Origin of the sequence: Bradyrhizobium sp. 149 (genome assembly GCF_023073915.1) — a bacterium.
Lineage (GTDB): Bacteria > Pseudomonadota > Alphaproteobacteria > Rhizobiales > Xanthobacteraceae > Bradyrhizobium.
Genome location: NZ_JADPKK010000023.1, coordinates 565,199 through 578,062 on the forward strand (window position 1 = coordinate 565,199; position 12,864 = coordinate 578,062).

A 12,864-nucleotide genomic window follows, 5' to 3' on the forward strand; every position below is an offset into this window, starting at 1 on the left:
GCTCACCTCACGCGGCTTTCGGCTGCGGTTCTTTGGGTAACGCCTCGGGGCGCTTCGCCAACACCATCACAGCGATGCCGCCGACCACGGTAAGCATGCCGGCCAGCCGCAGCGGGCCAAACTTCTCGCCGAACACAATGCTGGAAGCGGCCGAGCCGACGAACGGCACCAGCAGCGCGAACGGCACCACCTGCGCGGCGGGATAGTCGCGCAAGAGCCGGCCCCACAGCCAATAGGCGATGCTGGTGGAGATGCCGCCGATCACCAGCAGGCAAATGAGGCCGGTGAGCGACATGTGGATCAGCGAATGCCAGGTCGGCGTCGGTCCGTTGACGACCAGCGTGAGCGCGAACAGCGGCACCGCGGTGGCGAGGCACAACCAGGCGAACAGATCGAACATCGGCACGCCGCGGGCGCCGCGCAGCAAGATATTGCCGACCGCAAAGCTGACCGGCGCGATCATCAGCACGGCGAAGGCACCGACGCTGAAATCATAGCCGACCGTGCCGCAGATCATCAAAAGGCCGATTGCTGCGATGACGATGCCCAGCGTCTGCGCCGGCGTCGGACGCTCGCCGAATGCAATCGCGGCAAAGCCGATCGTGAACAGCGCCTGGCTCTGCACAATGACGCTGGTCAGCCCCACCGGCACGCCGTGGGCGATGCCATAGGCTTGGCTCAGAAACTGGCCGAGAAAGAGCGTGAAGCTGATCGCGATCAGGAGCGACCAGGCAACTTTCGGCTTGCGAATGAACAGGCACGGGACCGCGGCAATGGTGAAGCGCATCGCCGTCATCAGCTCCGGCGAAAATTCGTCGAGCGCGATCCGGCTCGCCACGAAGGCAAGCCCCCAGATGATCGCCACCACGATGGCGATGAGGATGTCGGCCGGCTTCATTATTGTTCCCGGTTCTGCCCTGTGCAGCCCTGTTTGTTGTTCTGGTCGAGCCTTGGTCGCCGGCCCTTAGGTGGAAGAATTGGATTTCCGCAGCAGATAGGTGCCGTGCATCGGGGCATGGTAGTCGGCCGAGACCAGCGTAAAGCCGACGTCGGTCAGCATCCGCTCCATGACCCAGCCAAAAGTGGAATACTCGTCGCGCATGTGGGTGACGACGCTTTGACGCGAGACATCGTGGTTCGTGATCTCGAAGTCGGCCCATTGCTCGACGTCGCGCTCGAGGGCATCGGGCATCGAGGCGTAGACGATGTCGCGCAAATAGAAGGTCGCACCGGGCTTGAGCGCGCGATAGATCCGCGACATCGCAACCGCCTTCCAGAAATCCGGTAGATGGTGCAGCGTGAACTCGCTGACGATCAGGTCATAGGACTCCGGCCGGTAGGCGAAGCTGAGCAGGCCGGCGGACTGCGTGCGGACGGGCGCCTTGCGGTCGCGCGCGTAGATCTCGGCGAGCGCCAGCATCGCGGGCGAGATGTCGATGGCGTCGACCTCGGCGCCCATCAGCGCCGCCTCGGTCGCCAGCACGCCGTTGCCGCATCCGATATCGGCGATGCGCCAGCCGCGCTGGACGCCGAGCATTTTCAGCGCGGCGCGCGCCCGCAGATCGGCGTCGTCGTGGCTGTCGTAGATTGACGCCACAGCGGGCCCGATGCCCATCCGGTTCCGCTCGTTGTAATACCAGTCGCGCGCCAGCATGGTTCACATTCCTTCAGGCCCGCGGCCGATCGCGGCAACGCCGGTGCGCGACACTTCGACGAGGCCAAGCGGACGCATCAGGTCGATAAACTGGTTGATCTTGTCGGTATTGCCTGTGATCTCGAACACAAAGCTCTCGGTGGTGGCGTCGATCACGCGGGCGCGGAACGCGTCCGCCAGCCGCAGCGCCTCGACGCGATGCTCGCCCTGCCCGCGCACCTTGACCATCGCAAGCTCGCGCTCGATCGAGCGCTTGGTCAGCGTCATGTCGACGACGCGATAGACCGGGATCATGCGATCGAGCTGATGCTTGATCTGCTCGATCACCATCGGCGTGCCGGTCGTGACGATGGTGATGCGCGAGAGATGCTTCTGGCTCTCGGTCTCCGTGACCGTGAGGCTCTCGATGTTGTAGCCGCGCCCGGAGAACAGGCCGATGACGCGTGCGAGCACGCCGGGTTCGTTCTGCACGAGCACCGAAAGCGTGTGCGTCTCGTTCGGATCGTGACGCTCCTCGATGAAGTAGGCGGATGCGGGCTGGTTCATTGTCGTCCCCTTCATTCTCGGCGTTACGCCGTCGCCCGATGAGCGACCTGCGCATCCGTCCCGACCCAACCGCGGAACAGATCGAAATCGATATTGCCGCCGGACAGCACGAGACCGACGCGCTTGCCCGACAGACTTGTCTTTTCCTGAAGCGCCGCGGCGAGGGCGGCGGCGCCGGCGCCTTCGGCGAGATTGTGCGTGTCGGTCCAGAGCGCTCGGATCGCGAGCGCGATCTCATCGTCCGTCACCTGGACGATACGCGAGGCGCCCTTGAGGATGATGGCGAGAGCTTCCGGATCTGGCATCCGCGTCGCCATGCCGTCGGCGAGCGTGTTGCTGCTTTTGGTATTGACCACTGCGCGCGCTGCGAAAGACAACGCGTAGGACGGCGCCTCGGTCGACTGCACCCCGACGATCTCGGTCTTCAGGCCAAGCAGATCGCGCGCCATGATGCAGCCGCAGATGCCGGAGCCCTGCCCGATCGGCACATAGAGGATGTCGAGATCGGGCGCTGCCCTGAACAGCTCGAGCGCGTAGGTCGCCACGCCGAGCACCAGGTCCGTATGGAACGACGGCACCATATGAAGCCCGGCGGATTGCGCGTGGCGTCCGGCTTCCTCGCGTGCGGCCTGAAAGTCCTCGCCATGCTCGATGAGCTCGGCGCCAAACGCCTGCATCGCGCGGTTCTTCTCGACCGAATTGCCGCGCGGCACGTAGATCACGGCAGGCACGCCATGGCGGCTCGCCGCAAAGGCGAGGCTCTGGCCATGATTGCCGCGCGTCGCCGAGATGATGCCCGGAATGTTCGGCCGTTCGCGCTTCAGCCGCTCGAGATAGACCAGCCCGCCGCGCACCTTGAAGGCGCCCGACGGCGTGTGGTTCTCATGCTTGACCACGATCTGCGTGCCGAGCCGCTGGCTGAGCAGCGGCCAGGCGTGCGCCGGCGTCGCCGGCACCGCCTGCCCCACGATCGCATGTGCGTGCTCCAGCTGCTTCAGGTCGAACATCACCTCACACCAGCGCCTTGCCGCCGGCGAACGCCTTCGCCGTAGCTTCGTCGTTCGCCTGCTCCGGCAACAGCATCTCGTTGTGCGCCTTGCCCGAGGGGATCATCGGGAAGCAATTTTCCAGCGACGCGACGCGGCAGTCGAACAGCACCGGGCGCTTGACCGAGATCATCTCCTGGATGGCACCGTCGAGATCGCCGGGCTTGTGCACCTGGATGCCGACCCCGCCATAGGCTTCCGCCAGCTTGACGAAATCCGGCATCGCCTCCGAGTAGGAATGCGACAGGCGGTTGCCATGGAGCAGCTGCTGCCACTGCCGCACCATGCCCATGTACTGGTTGTTCAGGATGAAGATCTTGATCGGAAGCTCATACTGCACCGCCGTCGACATCTCCTGCATCGTCATCTGCACCGAGGCATCGCCCGCGATGTCGATGACGAGGCTGTCGGGATGGGCCACCTGCACGCCGACGGCGGCCGGCAGGCCGTAGCCCATGGTGCCGAGACCACCGGATGTCATCCAGCGATGTGGCTCCTCGAAGCCGTAGAACTGCGCGGCCCACATCTGATGCTGGCCGACCTCGGTGGTGATGTAGGTGTCCTTGCCGCGGGTCGCCTCGAACAGGCTCTGGATCGCGTGCTGCGGCAGGATGACGTCGTTGCTCTTCCTGTAATAAAGCGAGTTGCGGGCGCGCCACTGCGCGATCTGCTGCCACCACGCCTTGACGTCGGGCTTCTTCGCCTCCGCCTTGAACACCTGGAGAATGTCCCCGAGGATGTTGCCGCAGTCGCCGATGATCGGCACGTCGACGCGGATGTTCTTGTTGATCGAGGACGGGTCGATGTCGATGTGGATCTTCTTCGAGCCCGGCGAGAACGCGTCGACGCGGCCGGTGATGCGGTCGTCGAAGCGCGCACCGACGCACAGCATGACGTCGCAATCATGCATGGTCATGTTGGCCTCGTAGGTGCCGTGCATGCCGAGCATGCCGAGCCAGCTCTTGCCTGACGCAGGATATGCGCCGAGACCCATCAGCGTTGAAGTGATCGGAAAGCCGGTGACCTCGACCAACTCGCGCAGCAGCCTGGTCGCCTCGGGGCCGGAATTGATCACGCCGCCGCCGCTGTAGATCACGGGGCGCTTGGCGCCTGCGAGCAGCGCCACGGCCTTGCGGATCTGCGTCGCATCGCCCTTCACCCGCGGCGCATAGGAGCGATGTACGTCGGACTTGCGCGGCGGATGATAGGTGCCGGTCGCGAACTGCACGTCCTTGGGCACGTCGACGAGCACCGGGCCCGGTCGCCCCGTGGTCGCAACGTAGAACGCCTCGTGCAGCACCTTTGCGAGATCGTTGACGTCGCGCACCAGCCAATTGTGTTTGGTGCAGGGGCGCGTGATACCGACGGTGTCGCATTCCTGGAACGCGTCGTTGCCGATCAGATGCGTCGGCACCTGGCCGGAGATGCAGACCAGCGGGATCGAGTCCATCAGCGCGTCGGTGAGCGGCGTCACCATGTTGGTGGCGCCGGGGCCGGAGGTCACCAGCGCAACGCCCGGCTTGCCGGTCGAACGGGCATAGCCCTCGGCGGCGTGGCCCGCGCCCTGCTCGTGGCGGACCAGGATGTGCTGGACCTCGCTCTGCTGGAATATCTCGTCGTAGATCGGAAGCACGGCGCCGCCAGGATAGCCGAAAATATCGGTCACGCCATGATCGATGAGCGCGCGGACGATCATCGCGGCGCCGGTCATCTGGTTCGGATCGTGGCTCTTGTCGCTCATTGGCTTGCTCCGGATGCGCTGTGGTCAGCGGCTTCGTTCGTGTCGGATTCGGGAAATAAAAAAGGCCCCGAAGAGGGACCCATGCACACCGCCTGTCATGTGGATGGCAGCTAGCCACCCCCGGCGGTGTGCCTGGGTACGACGGCGATAAGGAGTTTGGTAATAATGTTACGCATGGCAGGTGCCTAGCTTCCCAAAGGTTGCGCGAAACATAGCGACCAGCGCCCCGATGTCAAGGCAAAGCGGCCGTTCCCGCGCGATTTTGGCAGTGTAGCGGTGTTCCCTGGGTTGGGCGAGAGGTAAATTCGGGAACCCAGGCACAAAAGCGGGTCAGCCAGGGTCCCGGGCCGCATTCACGATCGTCGCCAGCCAACCTCGCGCCTCCTGTGGCTTCACCCACTCGAATTCGGGCAATTGGTGCCGGAACCAGGTGAACTGCCGCTTGGCGTAATGGCGGGTGTCGGCGCGGCCGACCGTGGCCGCTTGCTCCAGGCTGAGATCACCGCGCAGATGCCGGATCAGGGCCGGCACGCCATGAGCCTTCATCGCCGGCAGCAGCGGATCAAGGTTGCGGGCGGCGAGACGCTCGACCTCGTTCAGCGCGCCGGCATCTAACATGGCGTCGAAGCGGGCGTCGATGCGAGCATAGAGCTCGTCGCGCTCGGGCGCGAGGAACACCGCGCGAAAACTGTCCCTGGATAGCAAGGGGGGCTGGCCCTCATGGTGCCAGTCCAGCAGCGAACGGCCGGTGGCCTCGACCACTTCGAGCGCGCGCGCAATGCGCGTGCGATCGCGCGGGTTCAATCGCGCGGCTGCCTGCGGATCACGACGCGCGAGTTCGGCACGCAGCGCCTCCACGCCGTTCCGCTCCAGCCGCGCCCGAACGTCTTCGCGGACCTCAGGAGGGATCGGCGGCACCGCGGAAAGGCCCGCCGTCAGCGCCTTGAAATACAGCCCGGTGCCACCGATGAAGATCGGCAGGCGGCCTTCGGCTTTCGCCTCTTCGAGCGCCTTCGCCGCGTCGCTCACCCAGGCACCGGCCGAAAAATTCACGGCCGCATCGACATGGCCGTACAGGCGATGAGGCACCCGCGCCTCCTCGCCATGTGTCGGGCGCGCGGTGATGATGCGGAGGTCGCCATAAACCTGCATGGAATCGGCATTGATGACGACGCCGCCCGTAGCGAGCGCAAGCTCGAGCGCCAGCGCCGACTTGCCGCTGGCGGTCGGGCCTGCGATAAGCACGGCCTTGCCAACATGCCTTCTGCCGACTTGCCCCTCGCTCACGAAAACCTCAAATGTCCCTCGTCGCCACGCTGATCTGCAACCCGAATAATCCCGCGCTCGACTCTACCATCGTCGACGGCGCCCGCGCCGTGCTGCCTCAGGCAGCTCCCGCGCACTGGCTGTTCGACGGGGTTGCAGCCGACATCCCCTTCGGCGCCGACAGTAACCTCGAAGGCGACCGTCACGCCATCGAACAGCGGCTCCGCGAGCTTCGCGGCGACCTGCCCATCGACATCGTCGTGCAGCCAGTCGGCTTCCGGCGCAAGAAGCTTTTTCTCGCCGACATGGATTCCACCATGATCGGCCAGGAATGCATCGACGAGCTCGCCGATTTCGCCGGGATGAAGGCCCATGTGGCTGCCATCACCGAACGCGCGATGCGCGGCGAGATCGAGTTCGAGCCGGCGCTGCGCGAGCGCGTCGCGCTGCTGAAGGACCTCCCCGCCAGCATCGTCGACGAGGTCTTGGCCAAGCACATCACGCCGACCCCGGGCGGCCGCGAACTGGTCGCGACCATGCGTGCCCACGGCGCCTATGCCTGTCTCGTCTCCGGCGGCTTCACCCTGTTCACCAGCGCGGTCGCCACCAGGATCGGCTTCCAGGAGAACCGCGCCAACGAACTCGTCGTCCGCGACGGCAAGTTCACCGGTGAGGTCAAGGAGCCGATCTTGGGCCGCGCGGCAAAGCTTGCGACGCTGGTGGATCTGATGGAGTCGTTCGATCTCGACGACATCGACTCGCTAGCGGTCGGCGACGGCGCCAATGATCTCGCGATGATCCAGGCGGCGGGACTGGGCGTGGCGTATCATGCGAAGCCGGCGGTCGCCGCGGCTGCGGCGGCCCGGATCGACCACGGCGATCTCACCGCGCTGCTGTATGCGCAGGGGTATCGGCGCGAGGAATTCGTAGAGGCGTAGATGCCGACCGTTCTGCGCTGGGGACCTTATCGAGCATTTTTCTACTCAAACGAAAGCAATGAGCCACCACACATCCACGTGCGCGCAGGCAACCATGAAGCCAAGTTCTGGCTGCACGACCTGGATCTGGCCGTCAACGCTGGATTTCCAGCACACGAAATCGGCGCTATAGTCAGGCATCTAAGGTCGCACCGCGATTTTCTCGAGGGCAAGTGGCATGAGCACTTTGGAAATTGATGTCGGCGACATCCGGCCGGTCGGGGTCGCCTTCACTGCTGACGAGCTGGTGGTCACACTCGCCGATGGCCGGAAGATCGCGACGCCGCTCGCCTGGTACCCGCGTCTCAGGGACGCGAGCGTGGCTGCCCGCAGTCAGTTTGAATTGATGCCGATGGGCATTCACTGGCCAGGGCTTGACGAAGATCTCAGCATCGCCGGCATGCTGAAGGGTCGGCCCGCCGTTCAGCCTTTTGCGACCACCAGCAGGCGATCCGACATTTAAAAACCGCGACCTCCTGGGTGCCCGCCCTTAGCGGCGCACCCAGTGTTTGTGGGCTGCGACCACCCCTTACTGCACGCTCAGCGCAACGAAGCGCAGCTCGCCCTCGGCATTGGAGACGAGCAGAAGTACAGACTTCTTGCCGTCCTTCTTGAGCTGGTCGACGCGCTTCTGGATGTCGGCGCCGCTGGAGACGGCCTCCTGCGCCACCTCGACGATGACGTCGCCGGCAGAAAGCCGCTTCTCGGCGGCATCCGAATTGGCGTCGACATTGGTGACGACCACGCCCTTGACCGTATCCTTGATCTTGTAGCGCGTACGCAGATCCTTGCTCAGCGCCGCGAGATCGAGGCCGAGCGCCTTCTGCGTCACAGTCTTTTCAGGCGGGGGCTCGTCAGTCTTCACTGCGGCCTGCACCTTGTCGGGATCCTGCAACCGGCCGAGCATGACCTTCTTGGTCTCCTCCTGACCCTTGCGGATGATGACGACGTCGACCTCCTTGCCGACCGCCGTGTCGGCGACCACACGGGAGAGATCCTTCGGGTCCTTGACGTCCTTGCCGTCGAACTTGACGACGACGTCGCCGGGCTCGATGCCGGCCGGTTTGGCCGGCCCCTTGTCGTCGACGCCGGCAACCAGCGCGCCGCGCGGCGGCTTGATGTTGAGGCTCTCGGCGATTTCGTCGGTGACACTCTGGATGCGCACGCCCAGCCAGCCGCGGCGCAATTCGCCGAACTGGCGGAGCTGGTCGACGACACCAGCGACCGTCTTCGACGGTACGGCGAAGCCGATGCCGATCGAGCCGCCGGAGGGCGAGATGATCAGCGTGTTGACGCCGATGACGTCGCCATCGAGGTTGAACAGCGGACCGCCGGAATTGCCGCGGTTGATGGAGGCGTCGGTCTGAATGTAACTGTCGTAGGGACCTGAGGAGATGTCACGGTTCTTCGCCGAGACGATACCGGCCGTCACGGTGCCGCCGAGGCTGAAAGGATTGCCAATCGCGACGACCCAGTCGCCGAGCCGCAGCTTGTCGGAATCGCCGAACTTCACCGATACCAGCGGCTTCGTCGGCTTGAACTTCAGCACGGCAAGATCAGTCTTCTTGTCGACGCCGACCAGTTCGGCTTTGATTTTGGTACCGTCGTTGAGGATGACGTTGATCTCGTCGGCATCCGCGATGACGTGGTTGTTTGTGACGACGACGCCTGATGTGTCGATGATGAATCCGGAACCGAGCGAGTTGGTCTTGCGCGGCGCCGGGCTGTTCTCGCCGCCCTTGCTGCCGCCGCCGGGACCCTTGCGATTCTTGAAGAAGTCGTCGAAGAACTCCTCGAAGGGCGAGCCGGGCGGCAGTTGCGGCATGGCATTGCCGCCGCCGCTGCCCTTGGCTTCGACGTTCTGCGAAGTCGAGATGTTGACGACCGCGTCGATCACCTTCTCGGCGACGTCGGCGATGCCATCCGGTCCGCGCGCAGAGGCCGGTGTGCCGAATGCGCTGAAAGCGCCAACGGCGAGCGCGGCCAGCCCTAAGCGCAAACGGGTCGGGGCAATGGTGGCAGCGGTCATTGTGATCTCCAGGAAGCAAGGATTCGGCGTCAAGACTGCGCTCGAACGGGGGGACGGCGCAAGCGCGGACCTTAATGGGCTTCAAGACCCGGATAATAAGGCGAAAACCGGTTCCTCGGCTTCACTTTGGCGTTGGTGCGACGGCTAAATTGGACGTCGCATAACCCAGATCAGGATCAGGCCGGCCACGGCCGAACCAATGCCGACCACCCGCAGGACATTGTCCGGTGTGGCCATGGCGCTTTTCATGGCCTTGCGCATCCAGGCCGGACTTGCCGCGAACATCAAGCCTTCCAGCACGAACAGGATGCCCAAACCGATGAGGAAGTCGGTGAACGCAATGGACCTCATCGGATTGGAACCTCCCGTTGTGCTGTTCTTGTCTGGACGAAGGGCGGCCAGACCGGCCGCCCTCGTCTAGCTTACGGCTTCGCCGGCGTCGTGGTCGCCGTCTTGCCGGACGGGTTACCAAAGAACCGGAAGAAATCCGAGTCCGGCCGCAGCAGGAAGCGGGTGTCGTTCGCGCGCAGCCCGTTCTCATAGGCCGTCATCGAGCGGTAGAAGGAGAAGAAATCCGCATCCTGGCCGTAGGCTTCGGCGAACAGACGGTTGCGCTCGGCATCGCCGACGCCGCGCGTCTGCTCGGCCAGCGACCTTGCTTCTGCCTCGATCACGGTCGCCTCGCGGTCGGCCTTGGAGCGGATCTCCTGTGCCTTCTGGCCGCCCTGCGCTCGGAACTCGGCAGCTTCGCGCTCGCGTTCCGTCTTCATGCGCAGATAGACCGCCTGGCTGTTCTGCTCCGGCAAATCGGCGCGGCGGATCCGGACGTCGACGACCTGGATGCCGTAGCCGTCGGCCTCGTGGTCCAGCTGATCGCGGATGCGCTGCATCAGCTTCTCGCGATCGTCGCGGACCACGTTGATGAAGGTGACCTCGCCGAGCACGCGGCGTAGCGCCGCGTTCAAGAGCGTCGTGAGCTGGATGTTGGCAGCCTGGATCGAGCCGATGCTTTGATAGAAGCGCAGCGCGTCCTTGATGCGGTAGCGTGCGAAGGCGTCAACGACCAGGCGCTTCTGGTCGGACGCGATCGCTTCCTGCGACGGGTTCTCCAGATCGAGGATCCGCTTGTCGATGTTGATCACCGAATTCCACGGCGCCTTGAAGTGCAGGCCGGGATCGGTGACGACGTCGACGGGCTTGCCGAACTGCAGCACGATGGTCTGCTCGGTCTGCGCCACCGTGAACAGGGACATGTAGCCCACGATCACGACGAGCAGGAGTCCGAGCAGCGTGACGATACCTGAAACCGGGGACCTCATCGGTTGCCTCCGGTCGTCTGCTGGCCGGTTGCAGGCGGCCGCCTGGTCGTCAATTCGCTGAGCGGCAGATAAGGCACGACGCCCTGGCCCGACTGGCCGCCGTCATAGATGAGCTTTTCCGAGCCGCCGAGCACGCGCTCCATCGTCTCCAGATAAATCCGTTCACGCGTCACGTCGGGCGCCTTCTTGTACTCCTCGTAAACCTTCAGGAAGCGCGAGCTCTGGCCCTTGGCCTCGGCGACCGTCTGCTCCCTATAGCCTTCGGCGGCCTGCATGATCTGCGCCGCACGTCCGCGTGCCTGCGGCACGACCTGGTTGGCATAGGTCTGCGCCTCGTTCTGCAGCTGCTCGAGATTGGCGCGTGCCGCCTGGACGTCGCGGAAGGCATCGATCACCTGCGCCGGCGGGTCGACCTTCTGCATCTGCACCTGGCTGATCTGAATGCCGGCGCCGTAGGTGTCCAGCGTCTTCTGGATCAGTTCCTGCACGCCCTGTTCGGTGACGTTGCGCGCGCCGGTCAGGATCGGCTGGATCTGCGAGCGGCCGATCACCTCGCGCATCGAGCTCTCGGCGACCGCCTTCACGGTGCCTTCGGGATTCTGGATGTTGAAGAGGAAATCGCCGACGCCGTTGGGCTTGATACGCCAGAGCACGGTGAAGTCGACGTCGACGATGTTCTCGTCGCCGGTGAGCATCAGGCTCTCTTCCGGCACGTCACGAATGGAACGGCCCCGCCGCGCCGGATCGTCGATCAGCGTCATGCCGATGGAGATGGTGGAAACGCGCAGTGCCTTTGGCAGCAGCACGGTCTCAATCGGATAGGGCAGATGATAGTTCAGGCCTGGATCCACGGTACGGACATGCTTGCCGAAGCGCAGCACGACGCCGAGCTCTTCGGACTGGACGCGGAAGAAGCCCGACAGCAGCCAGAACGCGACGATGAGCAGCACGATCAGCGTGATGCCGATGCCGGAGAAATAGCCGCCGGGCATGATCTGCTGGAGGCGGTCCTGGCCGCGCCGCAGAAGGTCTTCCAGATCCGGCGGCCTCGGCCCGACCGGTTGCGGGCCGTTGCCCCATGGCCCCTTCGGACCCGAGCCCCATGGGCCACCGCCCTGATTCTTCCACGGCATTCGACGCTCTCCTCGGCAGGGTGAGATTGCCCCCGCCCGCTTTGTCCGGTCCGGCTTTATAGGGGACAGGCAGGTCCCTTACAACGCAGCCATCGCCGTCCATCGAGCTAAGCTTGGGGGCAGAAAAGTCAATGTTAACATTGGCAAATGCGGTTAATGGCCCGCCCGCCGACGATATGTCACATAGGAGTAGTCGGCGCTGTCATGGGGGCCGGCAGGATGGCGGGTGCGCTCAACCTCATCCCATTCTGCCCTGTCGATGTCGAAATGCGTGTCGCCTTCGGGGCGCGCATGCACTTCGGTGATCTCGAGGCGATCGGCGCGATCGAGCCATTGCCGATAGATTTCGGCGCCGCCAATCACGGCGATCTCGGCGACCGAACGCCGCAGGGCATCGCCAAGTGCGACCGCGCCTGCATCCGCGGTCGATGTCGTGACAATGGCACCAGCGGCGCGATAATCCGCATCGCGCGTGATCACGATGTTGGTGCGGCCCGGAAGCGGCCGGGGCAGGGATTCGAAGGTCTTGCGGCCCATAATCACGGGCTTGCCGATCGTGAGCGCCTTGAAGCGCGTCATGTCGGATTTCATTCGCCACGGCATTGCGTTGCCGGCGCCGATGACGCCGTTCTCCGCGATCGCCACCACGAAGACGATCTCCATCAGGACGCGCTCCCGGCAAGCCGCGTCAGCGCGGGCCCGGTGACGCGGCACAGCGTCCAGTTGTCCAGCATGACAGCACCGAGCGTTTTGTAGAACGCGATCGACGGCGCGTTCCAGTCGAGCACCGCCCATTGCAGCCGCGACCAGCCGTTCTCGACGCATTCCCTGGCAAGGTACACGAGCAGAGCCTTGCCGAGGCCCCTGCCCCGATGCGATGGCCGCACATACAGATCTTCGAGATAGATGCCGTGGCGGCCGCTGAACGTAGAGAAATTGGCAAACCACACCGCGAAGCCGACCGGCTCGCCGTTCCACTCGGCGAGGGCGCAATGGACTTGCGGTCGCTCGCCGAAGAGTGCGGCGGCGATCATCGCCTCGCTCGCCTCGACCTCGTGCGAAAGCTTTTCGTACTCGGCGAGCTCGCGGACGAAAGCGAGAACTAGCCCGGCTTCGCCAGAACGCACACGGCGGATGTTGAGCGACATCGACT

At 64.5% G+C, this 12,864-nt stretch carries 15 protein-coding genes; 3 read left to right on the forward strand and 12 right to left on the reverse strand.

The genetic code is table 11. The annotated features are described in order from the left end of the window. Positions 1-7: 7 nt before the first annotated feature. From IVA88_RS30475 to miaA, 6 genes are all read right to left on the reverse strand, one after another. Entirely contained in the window at positions 8-898 is an 891-nt protein-coding gene (locus IVA88_RS30475) for an EamA family transporter (RefSeq protein WP_247500886.1), read from the reverse strand. Between the two features lie 66 nt (positions 899-964). After that, a complete protein-coding gene (locus IVA88_RS30480) occupies positions 965-1,654 on the reverse strand; it encodes a class I SAM-dependent methyltransferase (protein ID WP_247500887.1) in 690 nt (229 codons plus the stop codon). Positions 1,655-1,657: 3 nt separating this feature from the next. Further along, positions 1,658-2,200: an acetolactate synthase small subunit gene (gene ilvN / locus IVA88_RS30485; RefSeq protein ID WP_247500888.1), complete on the reverse strand. Its 543-nt coding sequence runs from the start codon at positions 2,198-2,200 to the stop codon at positions 1,658-1,660. A gap of 23 nt (positions 2,201-2,223) precedes the next feature. Next, on the reverse strand, positions 2,224-3,207 hold the full coding sequence (locus IVA88_RS30490; RefSeq protein ID WP_247500889.1) for a threonine dehydratase: 984 nt from the start codon (positions 3,205-3,207) through the stop codon (positions 2,224-2,226). Positions 3,208-3,211: 4 nt separating this feature from the next. Next, on the reverse strand, positions 3,212-4,987 hold the full coding sequence (locus IVA88_RS30495; RefSeq protein ID WP_247500890.1) for an acetolactate synthase 3 large subunit: 1,776 nt from the start codon (positions 4,985-4,987) through the stop codon (positions 3,212-3,214). 330 nt (positions 4,988-5,317) lie between these two features. After that, the gene (gene miaA / locus IVA88_RS30500; protein ID WP_247500891.1) at positions 5,318-6,274 is read right to left on the reverse strand and encodes a tRNA (adenosine(37)-N6)-dimethylallyltransferase MiaA; all 957 of its coding nucleotides are present in this window, start codon (positions 6,272-6,274) and stop codon (positions 5,318-5,320) included. Positions 6,275-6,285: 11 nt separating this feature from the next. Here miaA and serB point away from each other — a divergent pair, with 11 nt between their 5' ends. The 3 genes from serB to IVA88_RS30515 are packed head-to-tail and all read left to right on the forward strand — an operon-like array spanning position 6,286 to position 7,693. Further along, positions 6,286-7,191 (forward strand): phosphoserine phosphatase SerB, encoded by a 906-nt coding sequence (serB, locus tag IVA88_RS30505; RefSeq protein WP_247500892.1) that lies wholly within the window; start codon positions 6,286-6,288, stop codon positions 7,189-7,191. Then, positions 7,192-7,428 carry a DUF4160 domain-containing protein gene (locus tag IVA88_RS30510; protein WP_247500893.1) on the forward strand — a complete coding sequence of 79 codons (237 nt, stop codon included), beginning with the start codon at positions 7,192-7,194 and terminating at the stop codon, positions 7,426-7,428. It abuts the gene before it with no gap. After that, a complete protein-coding gene (locus IVA88_RS30515; RefSeq protein WP_247500894.1) occupies positions 7,409-7,693 on the forward strand; it encodes a DUF2442 domain-containing protein in 285 nt (94 codons plus the stop codon). The genes IVA88_RS30510 and IVA88_RS30515 overlap by 20 nt, the downstream gene beginning before the upstream one ends. Positions 7,694-7,759: 66 nt before the next feature. On the opposite strand, the gene IVA88_RS30520 is transcribed toward IVA88_RS30515, so the two are convergent. The 6 genes from IVA88_RS30520 to IVA88_RS30545 all read right to left on the reverse strand — a co-directional run bounded on the left by IVA88_RS30520 (position 7,760) and on the right by IVA88_RS30545 (position 12,859). Beyond that, complete coding sequence (locus IVA88_RS30520) at positions 7,760-9,259, reverse strand: Do family serine endopeptidase (RefSeq protein ID WP_247500895.1); 1,500 nt, start codon at positions 9,257-9,259, stop codon at positions 7,760-7,762. Between the two features lie 144 nt (positions 9,260-9,403). Beyond that, complete coding sequence (locus tag IVA88_RS30525) at positions 9,404-9,610, reverse strand: DUF2065 domain-containing protein (RefSeq protein ID WP_247500896.1); 207 nt, start codon at positions 9,608-9,610, stop codon at positions 9,404-9,406. A gap of 71 nt (positions 9,611-9,681) precedes the next feature. Then, the gene (locus IVA88_RS30530) at positions 9,682-10,578 is read right to left on the reverse strand and encodes a protease modulator HflC (protein WP_247500897.1); all 897 of its coding nucleotides are present in this window, start codon (positions 10,576-10,578) and stop codon (positions 9,682-9,684) included. Then, entirely contained in the window at positions 10,575-11,711 is a 1,137-nt protein-coding gene (gene hflK, locus IVA88_RS30535; protein WP_247500898.1) for an FtsH protease activity modulator HflK, read from the reverse strand. Before hflK ends, IVA88_RS30530 begins: the two co-directional genes overlap by 4 nt. 153 nt (positions 11,712-11,864) lie before the next feature. Next, positions 11,865-12,374: a dihydrofolate reductase gene (locus tag IVA88_RS30540; RefSeq protein WP_247500899.1), complete on the reverse strand. Its 510-nt coding sequence runs from the start codon at positions 12,372-12,374 to the stop codon at positions 11,865-11,867. Further along, on the reverse strand, positions 12,374-12,859 hold the full coding sequence (locus tag IVA88_RS30545) for a GNAT family N-acetyltransferase (RefSeq protein ID WP_247500900.1): 486 nt from the start codon (positions 12,857-12,859) through the stop codon (positions 12,374-12,376). The genes IVA88_RS30540 and IVA88_RS30545 overlap by 1 nt, the downstream gene beginning before the upstream one ends. Positions 12,860-12,864 lie beyond the last annotated feature (5 nt).